Source organism: Mycolicibacterium fallax (assembly GCF_010726955.1).
In the GTDB taxonomy this organism is placed as follows: Bacteria; Actinomycetota; Actinomycetes; order Mycobacteriales; family Mycobacteriaceae; genus Mycobacterium; species Mycobacterium fallax.
This window is the reverse complement of record NZ_AP022603.1, coordinates 1,991,995-2,009,846: the sequence shown is the minus strand read 5'-3', so window position 1 is coordinate 2,009,846 and position 17,852 is coordinate 1,991,995. Positions and strand designations below refer to the sequence as shown.

The window sequence follows — 17,852 nt, the reverse complement described above, 5'->3', positions numbered from 1 at the left end:
CGACCCGGCAGGATAGCCTCACAGCCGTGAATGTTGCTCGTCGCTGCTGCCGGCCGGGGTGCCCCCATTATGCCGTGGCGACGCTGACCTTCGTCTACGCGGACTCCACCGCCGTCGTCGGCCCGCTGGCCACGATCCGTGAGCCGCACTCCTGGGATCTGTGCGTCGGCCACGCCAGCCGGATCACCGCCCCCCGGGGCTGGGAGCTGGTCCGGCACGCCGGACCGCTGCCCACCAATCCCGACGAGGACGACCTGGTCGCGCTGGCCGACGCGGTCCGCGAGGGCGGCCGCGACACCCGCGGTGCCGCGGTGCGGGCCGGGTTCGTCGATCCGGCCGGCTCCCCGGGCGGCGCCCCGGCGACCGCCTCGCTGCTGAGCCCGCCGGCCAACCGGCCGACCACGATGGGTCGGCGCCGCGGGCACCTGCGGGTTTTGCCGGACCCGGCCGACTAGTCTCCGCGGAGCGGCAACAGCGCTACGGCGACCGACTAGGCTGACGGCAGACATTCCCCGTCCCGTCAGGAGTTTTCCGATGTCCCGACCCGCCGCGGCGGTCCACCGTGTCATCAAGGCCTACGACGTCCGCGGCGTCGTCGGCGAACAGATCGACGAGGCGTTCGTCGCCGAGGTCGGCGGCGCGTTTGCCCGGCTGGTCCGCGGCGAGGCGTCCCAGGTGGTGATCGGCCACGACATGCGGGAGAGTTCCCCGGCGCTGGCGGCCGCGTTCGCCGACGGGGTGCGGGCGCAGGGACTCGACGTGGTGCGGATCGGGCTGGCCTCCACCGACCAGCTGTACTTCGCCTCCGGCCTGCTGGACTGCCCCGGCGCGATGTTCACCGCGAGCCACAACCCGGCCGCCTACAACGGCATCAAGCTGTGCCGGGCCGGCGCCAAACCGGTCGGCCAGGACACCGGGCTGGCCGAGATCCGCGACGAGGTCATCGCCGGGGTGCCCGGCCACGACGGCCCGCCCGGCGCGGTCACCGACCGTGACGTGCTCGCCGACTACGGCGCGTTCCTGCGCACCCTGGTCGACGTGACCGGACTGCGTCCGCTGCGGGTGGCCGTCGACGCCGGCAACGGCATGGCCGGGCACACCGCCCCGGCGGTGCTCGGCCCGATCGAGGCGCTGACCATGCTGCCGCTGTACTTCGAGCTCGACGGCAGCTTCCCCAACCACGAGGCCAACCCGCTGGATCCGGCGAACCTGGTGGACCTGCAGCGCTTCGTCGTGGAGACCGGCGCCGACATCGGCCTGGCCTTCGACGGCGACGCCGACCGGTGCTTCGTCGTCGACGAGCGCGGCCAGGCGGTGTCCCCGTCGGCGGTGACCGCGCTGGTCGCCGCCCGCGAGCTGACCCGGGTGCCCGGCGGCACGGTGATCCACAACCTGATCACCTCCCGGGCGGTGCCGGAGCTGGTCGCCGAGCGGGGCGGCACGCCGGTGCGCTCCCGGGTCGGGCATTCCTACATCAAGGCGCTGATGGCCGAGACCGGCGCGATCTTCGGCGGCGAGCACTCCGCGCACTACTACTTCCGGGACTTCTGGTGCGCGGACTCCGGCATGCTGGCCGCGCTGTATGTGCTGGCCGAGCTCGGCGGGCAGGATCGGCCGCTGTCGGAGCTGGCCGCCGGCTACGAGCGCTACGCCGCCTCCGGCGAGATCAACTTCACCGTCGCCGACGCGCCGGCCTGCGTGGCCGCCGTGCTGGAGCGGTTCGCCGCGCAGATCGTCGACACCGACCGGCTCGACGGCGTCACCGTCGACCTCGGCGACGGCGTCTGGTTCAACCTGCGCAGCTCCAACACCGAGCCGCTGTTGCGGCTGAACGCCGAGGCCCCCGATGAGGCCGGGGTCGCCCGGATCGTCGAACAGGTCAGTGCGGTGATCGACGCGCAGACCGGAGCGCCGTGAGCGCTGTGCGCCAGCGGCTGGACCTCGATGACGCCGACGGGCTGATCGGCGCGGACCGCGAGGGTCTGCTGCGCGGCGCCTCGATGGCCGGCGCGCAGGTCCGCGCGGTCGCCGCCGCCCTCGACGAGGGCGCGCTGGCCCGGCTGGGCTCCGAGCAGCCCCGCTGCCTGATCTGGGTCGCCGGCCGCGGCCCGGCCGCCACCGCCGGTGCCATGCTGGCCGCGACGCTGGCCCCGGTCGCCGCCGCGCCGATGGTGCTGACCCCGACGGTGCCGCCGTGGATCGGCGCGCTGGACGTGCTGGTGCTCGCCGGCGACGACCCCGCGGACCCGGCGCTGGTGCACGCCGCCGGGGTGGGGGTGCGCCGCGGTGCCCGGGTGGTGGTCGCCGCGCCGCTGGAGGGACCGCTGCGCGACGCGGTTGCGGGCCGGGCCGCCGAGCTGGCGCCGCGGCTGCCGGTGCCCGACGAGTTCGGGCTGAGCCGCTACCTGGCCGTCGGGCTGGCGGTGGCCGGCGCGATCGACCCCGCCGCGCGACTCGACCTGGCCGCGCTGGCCGACGACCTGGACGCCGAGGCGTTGCGCAACAGCGCCGGCCGCGACCTGTTCACCAACCCGGCAAAGATTCTGGCGCAACGGATTTCGGGGCATGCCACGGTGCTGGCCGGGGACTGCGCGGCGACGCTGGCGCTGGCCCGGCACGCCGCCGAGGTGCTGCTGCGGGTCGGGCATCGGGTGGTCGCGGCGGCCGGGCTGGCCGATGCCCTGGTCGCCCTGCACACCGGCCTGGCGGGCACCGGCGGCGCGGACGTGGCCGCGCTGTTCCACGACGAGGAACTCGACGGACCGCTGCCGGACCGCCCGCTGGTGCTGGTGCCGACGCTGGTCGCCGACCGCGCGGTGGCCGAGGCGCGCACCGCCGGGTACGGCGACGTCGAGCTGATCGGCATCGGTGATGTCGCGCCCGGCGGCGAGCCGGCCGGGGAGGGCCGGCCCGTCGACGACGGCCTGCCGTCCCCGGAGCGGTCCCCGGTCGCCGGGGCGCCCGCCGCGGCGCTGCGCCCGGAACCGCAGCTGGCGGTGCTGGCGGTGCGCCTGGAGATGGCCGCGGCGTACCTGCGGCTGGTCGAGGGGGCGGCGTCGTGAACCGGATGCGCGGCGCGATTCGGACCTACGCCTGGGGATCGCGCACCGCGATCGCCGACTTCACCGGACGCCCCACCCCGGCCCCGCACCCGGAGGCCGAGTTGTGGCTGGGCGCCCATCCCGGCGATCCGGCTACCGTGACCACCGCCGACGGCGAGGAGTCGCTGCCGGAGTTGCTGCGCGCCGATCCCGACGGGCAGCTCGGCGCGGCGGTGTGTGACCGGTTCGGCGAGCTGCTGCCGTTTCTGGTGAAGGTGCTCGCCGCCGACGAGCCGCTGTCGCTGCAGGCCCACCCCAGCAGCGCGCAGGCGGTGGAGGGTTTCGAGCGGGAGGATCGGATGGGCATCCCGCTGTCCTCCTCGGAGCGCAACTACCGCGACAGCAGCCACAAGCCGGAGATCCTGGTCGCGCTCGGGCCGTTCGAGGCGCTGGCGGGTTTCCGCCCCGTCGAGCAGACCATCGCGCTGATGCGGGCGCTGGCCGTCGCCGACCTGGATCCCTACATCAACCTGCTGGCCGGTCAGCCGGAGGCCGACGGCCTGCGCGCGCTGTTCACCACCTGGATCACCGCCCCGCAGCCGGGGCTCGACGTGCTGGTGCCCGCGGTGCTGGAGGGCGCGATCAGCTACGTGCAGTCCGGGCGCACCGAGTTCGCCGCCGAGGCCCGCACCCTGCTGGAGCTCGGGGAACGCTACCCGGGCGACGCGGGGGTGCTGGCCGCGCTGCTGCTCAACCGGATGCATCTGGACCCCGGTCAGGCGATCGCGCTGCCGGCCGGGAACCTGCACAGCTATCTGCGTGGCGTCGGCATCGAGGTGATGGCCAACTCCGACAACGTGCTGCGCGGCGGCCTGACGCCCAAGCACGTCGACGTGCCGGAGCTGATGCGGGTGCTGGACTTTCATCCGGTGGCCGAGGCCGACCTGCGGCCCGACGTCGACCACGACGGCTGCATGCGGATCTATCGGACCCCGACCCCGGAGTTCGCGGTGTCGGTGTTCGACATCGAGGGGGAGTGGCTCGGCCACGAGATCGACGCGCCGTGCCCGTATGAGGGGCCGCAGATCCTGGTGTGCACCCGGGGCACGGTCGAGGTCCGGGGCAAGGCCGGCACGCTGGATCTTGACCGCGGCGACGCGGCCTGGGTGCCGGCCGACGACGGGCCGCTGCGGCTGCGCGCCGCCGAGCCGGCCCAACTGTTCCGGGCGACCGTCGGGCTGGGCGGCGAGGACTGAGCCCGCGACGGCCCGGCCGCGCTGTAGATTCCCCGAATGGCTGTGAACTGGCGCACCAAATCCGTCGAGCAGTCGATCGCCGACACCGACGAGCCGGGTACCCGGTTGCGCAAGGACCTGACCTGGGTCGACCTGACCATCTTCGGGGTGTCGATCGTGATCGGCGCCGGCATCTTCACCGTCACCGCCTCGACCGCCGGCAACATCACCGGCCCGGCGATCATCGTCTCGTTCCTGATCGCGGCGGTGACCTGCGGGCTGGCCGCGCTGTGTTACGCCGAGTTCGCCTCGACCGTGCCGGTGGCCGGCAGCGCCTACACCTTCTCCTACGCCACCTTCGGTGAGTTCATCGCCTGGATCATCGGCTGGGACCTGATCCTGGAGTTCGCGGTCGCCGCGGCGGTGGTGGCCCAGGGCTGGTCGTCGTACCTGTCCACGGTGCTGGGCTACCGGTTCGACATCGGCAGCCTGCGCTGGGAGTTCGGCGTGCTGCACGTGGATTTCGGCGCGGTCGCCATCATCGCGGTGGTCGCCACCGTGCTCTGCCTGGGCACCCGGCTGTCCTCGCGGTTCTCGCTGGTGGTGACCGCGATCAAGGTGACGGTGGTGCTGATCGTCGTCGCGGTCGGGGCGTTCCACATCAACCCGGCCAACTATTCGCCGTTCATCCCGCCGGCCGAGGCCGGTTCGGTCGCAGGCACCGGCGTCGACCAGTCGCTGTTCTCCATGCTGACCGGCGCGACCACCAGCCACTACGGCATCTTCGGCGTACTGGCCGGCGCCTCGATCGTGTTCTTCGCCTTCATCGGCTTCGACGTGGTGGCGACCACCGCCGAGGAGACCAAGGATCCGCAGCGCGATGTGGCCAAGGGCATCCTCGCGTCGCTGGCGATCGTGACGGTGCTCTACGTCGCGGTGGCGGTGGTGATGTCCGGGATGGTGTCCTACACCGAACTGCGCACCGGGCCCGACGGGCAGCGCGCCAACCTGGCCACCGCGTTCACCGCCAACGGCGTCGACTGGGCGGCCGTGCTGATCTCCGTCGGCGCGCTGGCCGGCCTGACCACGGTGGTGATGGTGCTGGTGCTCGGCCAGACCCGGGTGCTGTTCGCGATGTCGCGCGACGGATTGCTGCCCCGATCGCTGGCCAAGACCGGCAGCCGCGGCACCCCGGTGCGGCTGACGGTGCTGATCTCGGTGCTGATCGTCCTTGCCGGGGTGGTCTTCCCGATGGACAAGCTCGAAGAGATGGTCAACGTCGGCACCCTGTTCGCCTTCGTGCTGGTCTCCGCCGGCGTCCTGATCCTGCGCCGCACCCGCCCCGATCTCAAGCGCGGTTTCCGGGTGCCGCTGTCGCCGTGGCTGCCGATCGCCGCGATCATCGCGTGCCTGTGGCTGATGCTGAACCTCACCGGGCTGACCTGGATCCGGTTCGGCATCTGGATGGCCATCGGCGTGGTGGTCTACCTGCTCTACGGATACCGCCACTCCCGGGTCGCCGAGGCCGAGCGCGCCAAGGGCTGAGGGCTGCGTCCGGGGCTGACCGTTGCGGCTGCATCGAGACCTGGTGGACGTTGGTGAGAACTGCGGGCGGTCGACGGCGACGTGGCGGCGGGTGGCGGCGACGTGGCGGCGGTCGACGGCGACGTGGTGGCGGCTGCCGTCATCGAGTGAGACCTGGTGGCGGTTGGCGAGAACCCAGGGACGTTGGTGAGACGTTTCGGCGGGTGGCTGCATCGAGTGAGAACTGGTGGACGCTAGTGAGAACTCAGGGACGTTGGTGAGACGTGGTGGCGGCTGCTTTCATCGAGTGAGAACTCTGGGCGGGGTCTTCTCGAACAACGTGTCCCTAGATTCTCTTTCGATGCTGAGCGACGCCCTGGGTTCTCACTAGCGTCCGTGGCTTCTCACCAACGTCCCTGAGTTCTCACTCGATGGGCGGGGCTTTCGAAATGTCTCACTAGCGTCCGTGGCTTCTCACCAGCGTCCCTGAGTTCTCACTCGATGCAGCCGCCCGCCGAAATGTCTCACCAACGTCCCTGGGTTCTCACTCGATGCCGCCGCCCACCGAAACTTCCCACCAACGTCCCTGGGTTCTCACTCGATGGGCGCATCCGCCGCGGTGCCCCGGCCGGCAGTCCGCGCAGCCTGCCAGGCCAACCGGGTGCGGCGCAGAATTTCGGTGCGGGGCATCTGGGCGGCGACCCGGATGACGGTCCAGCCCTGCGACTGGATGTACTCCAGGCGGGTGATGTCGTCGCGGTATTGCTCCGGGTCGGTGCGGTGCTGGTCACCCTCGTACTCGGCGGCGACCATGACCTCCTGCCAGCCCAGGTCGAGGAAGAAGCTGGACTCGCCGTCGTCGCGCAGCACCGGCAGTTGCGTCTGGGGCCGCGGGAACCCCGCCTCGATGAACATCAGCCGCAGCCAGGTCTCCCGCGGTGACTCGGCGCCGGGGTCCATCAGGGTCAGTGCCTCGCTGACCCGGCGGACGCCGCGCAGGTTGGGGTGCAGGCGCGCGAGTTCCAGCACCGCATCGGCGGTGACCGCGGTGGCGCGGGCCAGCGCGTCGAGTCGGGCGACGGCCTGCCGGAGGGTGCCGCTGCGGGCCAGGTCCAGCGCGGTGCGCGCGGGGACCGTCGCGGTCATCTCGCCGATCGGCGCGGTCTCCTGGGGCAGCAGCAGGTTGCGGTGCGTGCGCACCCCCGCCGGGGCCTTGTTGTTGGCGAAGTTCAGGTCGACGGGCTCCTCGTCGTCGACCCATTGAGCGCCGAGCAACGACGCGGCGGCCAGGCTGGTGATCACCCCGCGTCGGCGCGACCAGAGCCACGCGGCCCGGGTGCGGTCGGCGAACGTGGGGGTGATCGAGGCGTTGGCGTAGACGCCGGGCAGCAACCGGGTGCAGTACCGGCGCAGGTCCTGGCGGGTGACGGTTTCCGCCGCCAGCGCCTCTTTCCCGAGGAATATCCGATCCATGCCCCACCGTGGCGCTGCCGTGGCACCGGCCGGAGTCCGTCATCCACAGGTCGTCGCCAACGACTTTACAATGGAAGGTCATATGTCTAGACATGTGACAAATTACCGCCTATAGTCAAGTCATCGACGTGATGCCGTTCACATGGAGGTGGCAGATGACTTCACTGGAGGCCAAGGAACCGACCACGCAGTGGCGCGACAAAAAGCGCCACCTGTGGTTGATGGGCCTGATCCCCGCGGTGGCGCTGCTGGTGATGATGCCGGTGGTCTACGGGCTCAACCAGCTCGGCTGGCACACCGCCGCGCAGGTGCCGCTGTGGATCGGGCCGCTGCTGCTGTTCGTGCTGCTGCCGCTGCTGGACCTGCGCTTCGGGCCGGACGGCCAGAACCCGCCCGATGACGTGATGGAGGCGCTCGAGCGCGATCAGTACTACCGCCGCTGCATCTACCTCTACCTGCCGTTCCAGTACATCAGCGTGATCCTCGGCGCGTACCTGTTCACCGCCGCGGACCTGAGCTGGCTCGGTTTCGACGGCGCGCTGCCGTGGCCGGCCAAGATCGGCGTGGCCCTGTCGGTGGGCACCCTGGGTGGTGTCGCCATCAACACCGCGCACGAGCTCGGGCACAAGAAGGAAGAGGTCGAGCGCTGGCTGTCCAAGGCCGCCCTCGCGCAGACCTGCTACGGGCACTTCTACATCGAGCACAACCGCGGTCACCACGTCCGGGTCGCCACCCCGGAGGATCCGGCGTCGTCGCGGTTCGGCGAGTCGTTCTGGACCTTCCTGCCGCGCAGCGTGTGGGGCGGGCTGAAGTCGGGCTGGGAGCTGGAGGCCAACCGGCTGCGCCGGGCCGGCAAGAGCACCTGGCACCCGTCCAACGACGTGCTGAACGCCTGGGTGATGTCGCTGGTGTTCTGGGGCGCGCTGATCGCCGTCTTCGGCTGGTCGCTGTGGCCGTTCATCGTGATCTCGTCGGTGTTCGGGTTCTCCCTGCTGGAATCGGTGAACTACCTGGAGCACTACGGATTGTTGCGCCAGAAGCTGCCCAGCGGCCGGTACGAGCGCTGCACGCCGCAGCACAGCTGGAACTCCGACCACATCGTGACCAACCTGTTCCTGTACCACCTGCAGCGGCACAGCGATCACCACGCCAACCCGACCCGGCGCTACCAGACGCTGCGCAGCATGGACGGCTCGCCGAACCTGCCGACCGGCTACGCCAGCCTGATCGGGCTGACCTACTTCCCGCCGCTGTGGCGCCGGATGATGGACCACCGGGTGCTGGAGCACTACCAGGGCGACATCACCCGGGTGAACATCCAGCCGTCCAAGCGGGCGAAGATCCTGGCCCGCTACGGCGGCGCAGCCCCGGCGGCCGGCCCGGAGACCGTCGCCGAGGCCCCGGTCGCCGCGGTCGCGACGCTGGTCGCGACCCGGTACCAGTGCCCCAACTGCAGCTACGTCTACGACGTGACGATCGGCGCGCCCCGCGAGGGCTTCCCGGCCGGCACCGCCTGGGCCGATGTGCCCGACGCCTGGTGCTGCCCCGACTGCGGGGTGCGGGAAAAGGTCGACTTCACCCCGGTCGCCTAGCGGCCACGAACAGCGAAAGGCAGCCGAAGATGCGCGAGCAACCCTACAAACTGTTCCGCTGCATGCAGTGCGGATTCGAGTACGACGAGGCCAAGGGCTGGCCGGAGGACGGGCTGGCCCCGGGCACCCGCTGGGACGACATTCCTGACGACTGGAGCTGCCCGGACTGCGGGGCGGCCAAGGAGGACTTCGAGATGATCGAGGTCGTCCGGTCGTGACGGTTACGCTCTCCGGTATGACGCCGTCGAGCCCGACCCCGCCGCGGCGGGGTCGGGCTGCCGGCTACGCCGAGGCGTCTCGGGGTCTGCTGCGCGCGATGGTGCTCGACGCCATGCACGACCTGCTGCTGAGCCGGGACTGGTCCTCGATCACGCTGTCCGACGTCGCCGGCGCGGCCGGGGTCAGCCGGCAGAGTATCTACAACGAGTTCGGGTCCCGGCACGGCCTGGCCCAGGGCTACGCGCTGCGGCTGGCCGACCGGCTCGTCGACGCCATCGGGGTCGCCATCGACGGCAACGTCGGGCACGCGGACGCCGCGTTCCTGGAGGGCTTTCGGCACTTCTTCGCCACCTCGGCCGCCGACCCGCTGGTGATCTCGCTGCTGACCGGGGCGGCCAAGCCCGACCTGCTGCAGATCATCACCACCGACAGCGCGCCGATCATCACCCGCTGCTCGGCCCGGCTCACCGATGCCCTGCTGGGCAGCTGGATTCCGATCGGCGCCGAGGACGCCGGGGTGCTGGCGCGGGCGATCGTGCGGCTGGCGATCAGCTACGTCTCGATGCCGCCGGAGGCCGACCACGACGTCGCCGCCGATCTCGCGCGGCTGATGGCGCCGTTCGTCGACCGGTACGGTGGCGGGCAGGTCGATTGAGCCGGGGCCGCACACGGCCCGGCCGCCGGTCTAATGTGTACCCGAGCTAACTAACCCCGCACCCCGAGAAAGTGGGCCCGCATGACGCTGACCGCCGATAGCCGCAACGGCATCGACTTCAAGGTCGCCGACCTGTCCGAGGCCGAGTTCGGTCGCAAGGAGATCCGGCTTGCCGAGCACGAGATGCCGGGCCTGATGTCGTTGCGCCGCGAATACGCCGACGTCGCCCCGCTGCGCGGCGCCCGGATCTCCGGGTCGCTGCACATGACCGTGCAGACCGCGGTGCTGATCGAGACGCTGGTCGACCTCGGCGCCGAGGTGCGCTGGGCGTCCTGCAACATCTTCTCCACCCAGGACCACGCCGCCGCCGCCGTCGTGGTCGGCCCGCACGGTACCGAGGAGGAGCCCCAGGGCACCCCGGTGTTCGCCTGGAAGGGCGAGACGCTGGAGGAGTACTGGTGGTGCGCCGAGCAGATGCTGACCTGGCCGGACGCCGACAAGCCCGCCAACATGATCCTCGACGACGGCGGCGACGCCACCATGCTGGTGCTGCGCGGCGCCCAGTTCGAGAAGGCCGGCGTGGTGCCGCCCGCCGAGGACGGCGACTCCGCCGAGTACAAGGTCTTCCTGAACCTGCTGCGCGAGCGCTTCGAGACCGACAAGACCAAGTGGGGCATCATCGCCGACTCGGTCCAGGGCGTCACCGAGGAGACCACCACCGGCGTGCTGCGGCTCTACCAGTTCGAGGCCGCCGGTGAGCTGCCGTTCCCGGCGATCAACGTCAACGACTCGGTCACCAAGAGCAAGTTCGACAACAAGTACGGCACCCGGCACTCGCTGATCGACGGCATCAACCGCGGCACCGACGTGCTGACCGGCGGCAAGCGGGTGCTGATCTGCGGCTACGGCGACGTCGGCAAGGGCTGCGCGGAGTCCCTCAAGGGCCAGGGCGCCCGGGTCGCGGTCACCGAGATCGACCCGATCAACGCCCTGCAGGCGCTGATGGAGGGCTTCGACGTGGTGACCGTGGAGGAGGCGATCGGCACCGCCGACATCGTCATCACCGCCACCGGCAACAAGGACATCATCACCCTCGACCACATGAAGGCGATGAAGGACAAGGCCATCCTGGGCAACATCGGCCACTTCGACAACGAGATCGACATGGCCGCCCTGGAGAGCAGCGGCGCCACCCGGATCAACATCAAGCCGCAGGTCGACGAGTGGGCCTTCGACTCCGGCCGCTCGATCATCGTGCTGAGCGAGGGCCGGCTGCTCAACCTCGGCAACGCCACCGGCCACCCGTCGTTCGTGATGAGCAACAGCTTCGCCAACCAGGTGATCGCCCAGATCGAGCTGTGGACCAAGAACGACGAGTACGACAACGCCGTCTACCGGCTGCCCAAGCACCTCGATGAGAAGGTCGCCCGGATCCACGTCGAGGCACTCGGCGCCACGCTGACCAAGCTGTCCAAGGATCAGGCCGAGTACATCGGCGTCGACGTCGAGGGCCCGTACAAGCCGGAGCACTACCGGTACTGATCGCAGCCGCGCCGAATCCGGCGCGGGTCCCCGCGCGTCGCCGGTTAGGCTCGGCGCGTGCTGATCGTCATCGAGGGCCTGGACGGCGCGGGGAAGCGGACCCTTGCCGACGGTCTGCAAGCCCACCTGCAGGCCGACGGGAAATCCGTCGCGACGTTGGCATTCCCGCGGTACGGCGACTCGATGCCCGCCGACATGGCCGCGCAGGCACTGCACGGCGGCCAGGACGGGCTGGCCGACTCGATCTACGCGATGGCGATGCTGTTCGCGCTGGACCGGGCGGGCGCCGCCGGCCGGATCCAGACCCTGTGCGGCGAGCACGACGTCGTCATCCTGGACCGCTACGTCGCCTCGAACGCCGCCTACACCGCCGCGCGGCTGCACCAGGACGCCGACGGGGACGCCGTCGACTGGATCGGCGACCTGGAGTTCGGCCGGCTCGGACTGCCGAAGCCGGACTGGCAGCTGCTGCTCGACGTCTCCCCGGAGCTGGCCGCCGACCGGGCTCGCGGCCGCGAGGCCGCCGAGTCCGACCGGGCCCGGGACCGCTACGAACGCGACGACGGCCTGCAGCGGCGCACCGCCGCCGTCTACGCCGGGCTGGCCGCGGCGAACTGGGCGGGCCGCTGGCTGACCGTCGGGCCGGCCGCCACCGCGGCGACGGTCACCGCCGCGCTGGGCGCCTGACCTCGCCGACCCGGTGGCCACGCAGCGGGGTCGGCAAAACAGCGGGGCCGGCAAAATACAAACGGCCGCCCCCGGCGTGGGACACCCAGGATTGTTGCGATCTGATGACAACATGGACGCCATGAGGCAACGGATCCTTGTCGTCGACGACGACGCATCATTGGCCGAGATGCTCACCATCGTGCTGCGCGCGGAGGGATTCGACACCGCCGTCGTGGGCGACGGCAGCCAGGCGCTGGCCGCGGTGCGCGAACTGCGTCCCGACCTGGTGCTGCTGGACCTGATGCTGCCCGGCATGAACGGCATCGACGTGTGCCGCGCGATCCGCAACGAATCCGGCGTGCCGATCGTCATGCTGACCGCCAAGACCGACACCGTCGACGTGGTGCTCGGGCTGGAGTCCGGCGCCGACGACTACGTGATGAAGCCGTTCAAGCCCAAGGAACTGGTCGCCCGGGTGCGGGCCCGGCTGCGCCGCAACGAGGACGAGCCGGCCGAGATGCTCTCCATCGCCGACATCGACATCGACGTGCCCGCCCACAAGGTCACCCGCAACGACGAGCAGATCGCGCTGACCCCGCTGGAGTTCGACCTGCTGGTGGCGCTGGCCCGCAAGCCGCGCCAGGTGTTCACCCGCGAGGTGCTGCTCGAGCAGGTTTGGGGCTACCGTCATCCGGCCGACACCCGGCTGGTGAACGTGCACGTGCAGCGACTGCGCGCCAAGGTGGAGAAGGACCCGGAGAACCCGCAGGTGGTGCTGACCGTCCGCGGCGTCGGCTACAAGGCCGGCCCTCCGTAGCCATGCCCGGGTTGATGCATGTGGCGCTCTAAACGGCGCATTCAGGGCAGTTGGGGACCGGCCGATCCGCTGGTCCGCGGACTGAAGGCCATCGGCCGCGCCGTCGGCGTGCTGTGGCGGCGTTCCCTGCAGTTGCGCGTGGTGGTCCTGACGCTCGGCCTGTCGCTGGCCGTGCTGCTGGTGCTCGGCTTCGTGCTGACCAGCCAGATCACCGATCGGATCCTCGACGTGAAGGTCCGGGCCGCGACCGAGGAGGTCGAACGCGCCCGGGTCGCGGTCGGCGGCATCGTCGGCGGCGAGGAGACCCGTTCGCTGCACTCCAGCCTGCAGCTGGCCCGGAACACCCTGCTGTCCAAGCCCGAACCGACCTCCGGTGCCGGGCTGGCCGGGGCCTTCGACGCGGTGCTGGTGGTGCCCGGCGACGGCCCGCGGGAGGCGACGTCGGCCGGTCCGGTCGGGCAGGTCCCCGCGCCGCTGCGCGAGTTCGTCCGGGCCGGGCAGGTCAGCTACCAGTACGCCACGGTGAGCACCGAGTCGTTCTCCGGCCGCGCCCTGATCGTCGGCACCCCGGCGTCCTCGCGGGTGGCGAACCTGGAGCTGTACCTGATTTTCCCGCTGAGCAGCGAGGAGAACACCATCTCGCTGGTCCGCGGCACCATGGCCACCGGCGGGTTGGTGCTGCTGCTGTTGCTGGCCGGCATCGCCGCGGTGGTGTCCCGGCAGGTGGTGCTGCCGGTGCGGTCGGCCTCGCGGACCGCCGAACGGTTCGCCGAGGGCCACCTCAGCGAGCGGATGCCGGTGCGCGGCGAGGACGACATGGCCCGGCTGGCGGTGTCCTTCAACGACATGGCCGAGAGCCTGAGCCGGCAGATCACCCAGCTGGAGGAGTTCGGCAACCTGCAGCGCCGATTCACCTCCGACGTCAGCCACGAGCTGCGCACCCCGCTGACCACGGTGCGGATGGCCGCCGACCTGATCTACGACCACAGCGAGGAACTCGACCCGGCGCTGCGCCGCTCCACCGAGCTGATGGTCGCCGAACTGGACCGGTTCGAGTCGCTGCTGGGCGACCTGCTGGAAATCTCCCGGCACGACGCCGGGGTGGCCGAGCTGTCGGTGGAGTCGATCGACCTGCGCTCGACGGTCAACAGCGCGCTGGACAACGTCGGGCACCTGGCCGCCGAGGCCGGCGTCGAGCTGCAGTTCGACATGCCCGAGGACGAGGTGATCGCCGAGGTCGACGCCCGCCGGGTGGAGCGGATCCTGCGCAACCTGATCGCCAACGCCATCGACCACGCCGAACACCGGCCGGTGCAGATTAGGATGGCCGCCGACGAGGACACCGCCGCGGTCAGCGTCCGCGACTTCGGGGTGGGCCTGCGTCCGGGCGAGGAGAAGCTGGTGTTCAGCCGGTTCTGGCGCTCGGACCCGTCCCGGGTGCGCCGCTCCGGCGGCACCGGCCTGGGCCTGGCGATCAGCATCGAGGACGCCCGGTTGCATCAGGGCCGGCTGGAGGCCTGGGGCGAGCCCGGCAACGGCGCCTGCTTCCGGCTCACCCTGCCGCTGGTGCGCGGGCACAAGGTGACCACCTCGCCGCTGCCGCTGAAACCGCCGAGCGCCGAGCGGGCCGCCGCGCGGCGGCAACTCAGCATCGAGTCGGGGGAGCCCGGATGATCCGCGCGGCGTGGACCCTGCTGACCGCGGTCGTCCTCGTGGTCACGGCGGCCGGTTGTGCCGGGGTGCCCAGCACGTCGGCACCGCAGGCCATTGGCACGGTGGAAACCCCGGCGCCGCGCAGCCTGCCCAAGCCGACCCCGGGCATGGACCCCGACATGCTGCTGCGGGAGTTCCTCAAGGCCACCGCGGATCCGTCCAACCGGCACCTGGCCGCCCGGCAGTTCCTCACCGAGAACGCCTCCAACGGCTGGGACGACGCCGGCAGCGCGCTGCTCATCGACCAGGTGGTGTTCGTGGAAACCCGGGCCGCCGACCGGGTTTCGGTACAGATGAAGGCCGACATCCTCGGCTCCCTCTCGGACATGGGGGTATTCGAGACCGCCGACGGCGCGCTGCCCGACCCCGGACCGATCGAGCTGGTGCGAACCCCGGACGGCTGGCGGATCGACAAGCTGCCCAACGGGGTGTACCTGGACTGGGCGCAGTTCCAGGCCACCTACAAGCGCTACACGCTGTACTTCGTCGACCCCACCGGGCACACCACCGTGCCGGACCCGCGTTACCTGGCGGTCTCCGACGCCGACCAGCTGCCGACCGAACTGGTCAGCAAGCTGATCGCCGGGCCGCGGCCGGAACTGGAGCACAGCGTGCGCAACCTGGCCGGCGCGCCGCTGAAGCTGAGCGGCCCGGTCACCCGCGCCGACGGCGGCAAGACCGGCATCGGCAAGGGCTACGGCGGAGCCCGCATCGACCTGGAGAACCTGTCGACCACCGACCCGCAGAGCCGGCTGCTGCTGGCCGCCCAGCTGATCTGGACGCTGGTGCGCGCCGACATCCGCGGCCCGTACGTGATCAACGCCGACGGCGCCGCCCTGGACGACCGGTTCGCCGAGGGCTGGGCGACCACCGATGTGGCGGCCACCGACCCGGGCGCCTCCGACGGGGCCGCGGCCGGGCTGCACGCGCTGGTCGGCGGGTCGCTGGTCGCGCTGGACGGTCCGCGCTTCGACCGGGTCGGCGGCACCTTCGGGCAGCTGCCCGAGCAGCGCGCCGCCGCCCTGTCGCGCGACGGCCGGTCCATCGCCTCGGTCGTGGTCACCCGGCCCGGCGCCCCCGACATGGCCTCCCAGCTGTGGATGGGCCCGGACGGCGGCGCCGGTGTGCTGGGCACCGAGGGCCGCAGCATCTCCCGGCCCAGCTGGGCGCTGGACAACGCGGTGTGGGTGGTGCTCGACGGCAACAACGTGGTGCGGGTGATCACCGAGGCGGCCTCCGGGCAGCCGGCCCGCGTCCCGGTCGACAGCACCGCGGTGGCCGGCAAGTTCCCCGGCGCGATCACCGAGTTGGCGCTGTCGCGGGACAGCACCCGGGCGGCGATGGTGATCGACGGCCGGGTGGTGCTGGCCGGGGTGGAGCAGGCCCCCGGCGGCGAGTTCGCGCTGACCCGGCCGCGCCGGCTGGGCTACGGGCTGGGCGATTCGGTGGTGTCGCTGTCCTGGCGGACCGGCGACGACATGGTCGTCACCCGCACCGATCCCGAGCACCCGGTGTCCTATGTGAACCTCGACGGGGTCAACTCCGACGGCCCGGCGGTGGGGTTGTCGGCGCCGGTGTCGGTGGTGGCCGCCAACCCGTCGACGGTCTACGTCGCCGACCGGCGCGGGATCATGGCGCTCTCGGGCGCCGGTGCCGAGGCCGGGCAGCAGCTCTGGACCGAGGTGCGGCCGCTGATGATCGACGGCGCGGTGCCGGTGCTGCCGGGCTGAACTGCGCCCGGGCCCGCGCCGGCGCACACTGGCGCCATGCTCGGCGCGTTGCTGGACCTGGTGTTGCCGGTCGAATGCGGCGGCTGCGGGACGCCCGGGCAGCGCTGGTGCCCGGTCTGCGCGACGGCGCTGCGGGTGCACGCCGACGAGCCGCTGCTGGTCAGCCCGCGGTTGGACCCCGGCGTGCCGGTGTTCGCGCTGGGCAGGCACGCCGGACCGCGGCGCTCGGCGATCGTGGCGCTCAAGGAACACGGCCGCCGTGACCTGCGCGGGCCGCTGGCCGTCGCGCTGGCCACCGGGCTGCACCGGCTGCTGTGCTGGGGCATCGTCGAAACCCCGCTGACCGTGGTGCCCGCACCCACCCGGCGCTGGGCGGCCCGTCGTCGCGGCGGGGACCCGGTGACGCTGCTGGCCCGCACCGCCACCGCCGCCGCGCCCGGCATCACCGTGGCCGCCGCGCTGCGCACCGCCGCCGGGGTGCGCGACTCGGTGGGCCTGGGCGTCGACGCCCGGCAGCGCAACCTGGCCGGCCGGGTCCGGCTGACCGGGTGCCCGCTGCCCGGCGGCGAGGTGCTGCTGGTCGACGACATCGTCACCACCGGGGCCACCGCCGCGGAATCGGTGCGGGTGCTGCGGTCGGCGGGAGTCCCGGTCGTGGCGGTGCTGACGCTGGCCTACGCCTGAGCGGGTCGGCGCACCCCGCAGGGACTCCCGGCCATGTAACAAGGGTCCAAAGAACCGGCAAATGGTGCGCAATAGGGGTGGCAAGAGCGGGTTGAATCGGACTACGGTCGGGACTAGTCGTCCGGCGCGATCCGGGACGGGCCCATTCGGCAGGAGGTGATGCGACCACCCCCGCCGCCGGGGGTGACAGACCCCGTAGACTCCCCGTTCAAGTTGTTGTTGTGACAGTTCAGTGCGCAATTTTGCGCGCGAAGCAAGAGAAACGAGTTGACGAGCATGTCAAGCCAGTCTGTTGATGCCGTCCAGGCCGTAGCCCCCGGCGAAGGCAACGCCGACATCGTGGTCAAGGGCCGCAACGTCGAGGTGCCCGACCACTTCCGGGTGCACGTCGGTGAGAAGCTGTCTCGTCTCGAGCGCTACGACAGCACCATCTACATGTTCGACGTCGAGCTCTACCACGAGCCCAATCGGCGCCAGCGCAAGAGCAGCCAGCACGTGGACATCACCGCCCGCGGCAAGGGCCCGGTCATCCGCGGCGAGGCCAGCGCGGAAAACTTCTACGCCGCACTGGAATTGGCCCTGACCAAGCTGCAGAAGCGGCTGCGTCGCAGCAAGGATCGGCGCAAGATCCACTACGGCGAGAAGACCCCGGTCGCGCTGCATGAGGCGGCCGCGATCGCGCCGGCGTTCGAGCCCAACGCCGCCTCGCCCGAGGACATCGACGCCGTCGAGGCCGCCGACGCCGCCCGCGACCACGCCGAGCCCGGCCAGGTGGTGCGCGTCAAGGACCACGAGAGCAAGCCGATGACCGTCGACGACGCGCTCTACGAGATGGAGCTCGTCGGCCACGACTTCTTCCTGTTCTACGACAAGGAGACCGAGAAGCCGTCGGTCGTCTACCGCCGGCACGCCTTCGACTACGGCCTGATCCGCCTCGTCTGAGCGGCCCCGCAGCACC

16 protein-coding genes are annotated in these 17,852 nt (G+C 71.4%); 15 read left to right on the top strand and 1 reads right to left on the bottom strand.

The genetic code is table 11. From position 1 onward, the window contains the following. Positions 1-26: 26 nt before the first annotated feature. The 5 genes from G6N10_RS09505 (at position 27) to G6N10_RS09485 (ending at position 5,821) form a co-directional block, all read left to right on the top strand. On the top strand, positions 27-455 hold the full coding sequence (locus G6N10_RS09505; RefSeq protein ID WP_197745639.1) for a DUF3499 domain-containing protein: 429 nt from the start codon (positions 27-29) through the stop codon (positions 453-455). A gap of 79 nt (positions 456-534) precedes the next feature. Further along, positions 535-1,917 (top strand): phosphomannomutase/phosphoglucomutase, encoded by a 1,383-nt coding sequence (locus G6N10_RS09500; protein ID WP_085095233.1) that lies wholly within the window; start codon positions 535-537, stop codon positions 1,915-1,917. Then, positions 1,914-3,062, top strand: a complete 1,149-nt coding sequence (locus G6N10_RS09495) for a TobH protein (RefSeq protein WP_085095231.1) — start codon at positions 1,914-1,916, stop codon at positions 3,060-3,062. Before G6N10_RS09500 ends, G6N10_RS09495 begins: the two co-directional genes overlap by 4 nt. After that, the gene (gene manA / locus G6N10_RS09490; protein WP_085095229.1) at positions 3,059-4,297 is read left to right on the top strand and encodes a mannose-6-phosphate isomerase, class I; all 1,239 of its coding nucleotides are present in this window, start codon (positions 3,059-3,061) and stop codon (positions 4,295-4,297) included. The genes G6N10_RS09495 and manA overlap by 4 nt, the downstream gene beginning before the upstream one ends. Before the next feature lie 36 nt (positions 4,298-4,333). Beyond that, positions 4,334-5,821 carry an amino acid permease gene (locus G6N10_RS09485; protein ID WP_085095227.1) on the top strand — a complete coding sequence of 496 codons (1,488 nt, stop codon included), beginning with the start codon at positions 4,334-4,336 and terminating at the stop codon, positions 5,819-5,821. A gap of 573 nt (positions 5,822-6,394) precedes the next feature. Here the strand turns inward: G6N10_RS09485 and G6N10_RS09480 are convergent. Continuing rightward, complete coding sequence (locus G6N10_RS09480) at positions 6,395-7,273, bottom strand: hypothetical protein (protein WP_085095225.1); 879 nt, start codon at positions 7,271-7,273, stop codon at positions 6,395-6,397. 155 nt (positions 7,274-7,428) lie between these two features. On the opposite strand from G6N10_RS09480, the gene G6N10_RS09475 reads away from it, so the two are divergent. The 10 genes from G6N10_RS09475 (at position 7,429) to hpf (ending at position 17,836) form a co-directional block, all read left to right on the top strand. After that, a complete protein-coding gene (locus G6N10_RS09475; protein ID WP_085095223.1) occupies positions 7,429-8,865 on the top strand; it encodes a fatty acid desaturase in 1,437 nt (478 codons plus the stop codon). Between the two features lie 29 nt (positions 8,866-8,894). After that, complete coding sequence (locus G6N10_RS09470) at positions 8,895-9,083, top strand: rubredoxin (protein WP_085095221.1); 189 nt, start codon at positions 8,895-8,897, stop codon at positions 9,081-9,083. Positions 9,084-9,100: 17 nt separating this feature from the next. Next, positions 9,101-9,739, top strand: coding sequence for a TetR family transcriptional regulator AlkX (gene alkX, locus G6N10_RS09465; protein ID WP_085095219.1), 639 nt, complete (start codon positions 9,101-9,103; stop codon positions 9,737-9,739). 81 nt (positions 9,740-9,820) lie between these two features. Further along, positions 9,821-11,281, top strand: a complete 1,461-nt coding sequence (ahcY, locus tag G6N10_RS09460) for an adenosylhomocysteinase (RefSeq protein WP_085095217.1) — start codon at positions 9,821-9,823, stop codon at positions 11,279-11,281. A gap of 57 nt (positions 11,282-11,338) precedes the next feature. Next, complete coding sequence (locus G6N10_RS09455) at positions 11,339-11,968, top strand: dTMP kinase (RefSeq protein ID WP_085095215.1); 630 nt, start codon at positions 11,339-11,341, stop codon at positions 11,966-11,968. A gap of 112 nt (positions 11,969-12,080) precedes the next feature. Further along, entirely contained in the window at positions 12,081-12,767 is a 687-nt protein-coding gene (gene mtrA, locus G6N10_RS09450; protein WP_085095213.1) for an MtrAB system response regulator MtrA, read from the top strand. 18 nt (positions 12,768-12,785) lie between these two features. Continuing rightward, on the top strand, positions 12,786-14,441 hold the full coding sequence (gene mtrB / locus G6N10_RS09445; protein WP_085095211.1) for an MtrAB system histidine kinase MtrB: 1,656 nt from the start codon (positions 12,786-12,788) through the stop codon (positions 14,439-14,441). Next, on the top strand, positions 14,438-16,210 hold the full coding sequence (lpqB, locus tag G6N10_RS09440; protein ID WP_085095209.1) for an MtrAB system accessory lipoprotein LpqB: 1,773 nt from the start codon (positions 14,438-14,440) through the stop codon (positions 16,208-16,210). Before mtrB ends, lpqB begins: the two co-directional genes overlap by 4 nt. Before the next feature lie 48 nt (positions 16,211-16,258). After that, positions 16,259-16,894 carry a ComF family protein gene (locus tag G6N10_RS09435; RefSeq protein ID WP_085095408.1) on the top strand — a complete coding sequence of 212 codons (636 nt, stop codon included), beginning with the start codon at positions 16,259-16,261 and terminating at the stop codon, positions 16,892-16,894. A gap of 276 nt (positions 16,895-17,170) precedes the next feature. Continuing rightward, positions 17,171-17,836: a ribosome hibernation-promoting factor, HPF/YfiA family gene (gene hpf / locus G6N10_RS09430; protein ID WP_085095207.1), complete on the top strand. Its 666-nt coding sequence runs from the start codon at positions 17,171-17,173 to the stop codon at positions 17,834-17,836. Positions 17,837-17,852: the final 16 nt, after the last annotated feature.

Coding starts and splice junctions, on each gene's coding strand:
- G6N10_RS09500 (WP_085095233.1), top strand. CDS start 535: ATGTCCCGACCCGCCGCGGCGGTCCACCGTGTCATCAAGGCCTACGAC.
- G6N10_RS09485 (WP_085095227.1), top strand. CDS start 4,334: ATGGCTGTGAACTGGCGCACCAAATCCGTCGAGCAGTCGATCGCCGAC.
- G6N10_RS09480 (WP_085095225.1), bottom strand. CDS start 7,273: ATGGATCGGATATTCCTCGGGAAAGAGGCGCTGGCGGCGGAAACCGTC.
- G6N10_RS09475 (WP_085095223.1), top strand. CDS start 7,429: ATGACTTCACTGGAGGCCAAGGAACCGACCACGCAGTGGCGCGACAAA.
- G6N10_RS09470 (WP_085095221.1), top strand. CDS start 8,895: ATGCGCGAGCAACCCTACAAACTGTTCCGCTGCATGCAGTGCGGATTC.
- alkX (WP_085095219.1), top strand. CDS start 9,101: ATGACGCCGTCGAGCCCGACCCCGCCGCGGCGGGGTCGGGCTGCCGGC.
- ahcY (WP_085095217.1), top strand. CDS start 9,821: ATGACGCTGACCGCCGATAGCCGCAACGGCATCGACTTCAAGGTCGCC.
- mtrA (WP_085095213.1), top strand. CDS start 12,081: ATGGACGCCATGAGGCAACGGATCCTTGTCGTCGACGACGACGCATCA.
- mtrB (WP_085095211.1), top strand. CDS start 12,786: ATGTGGCGCTCTAAACGGCGCATTCAGGGCAGTTGGGGACCGGCCGAT.
- lpqB (WP_085095209.1), top strand. CDS start 14,438: ATGATCCGCGCGGCGTGGACCCTGCTGACCGCGGTCGTCCTCGTGGTC.
- hpf (WP_085095207.1), top strand. CDS start 17,171: ATGTCAAGCCAGTCTGTTGATGCCGTCCAGGCCGTAGCCCCCGGCGAA.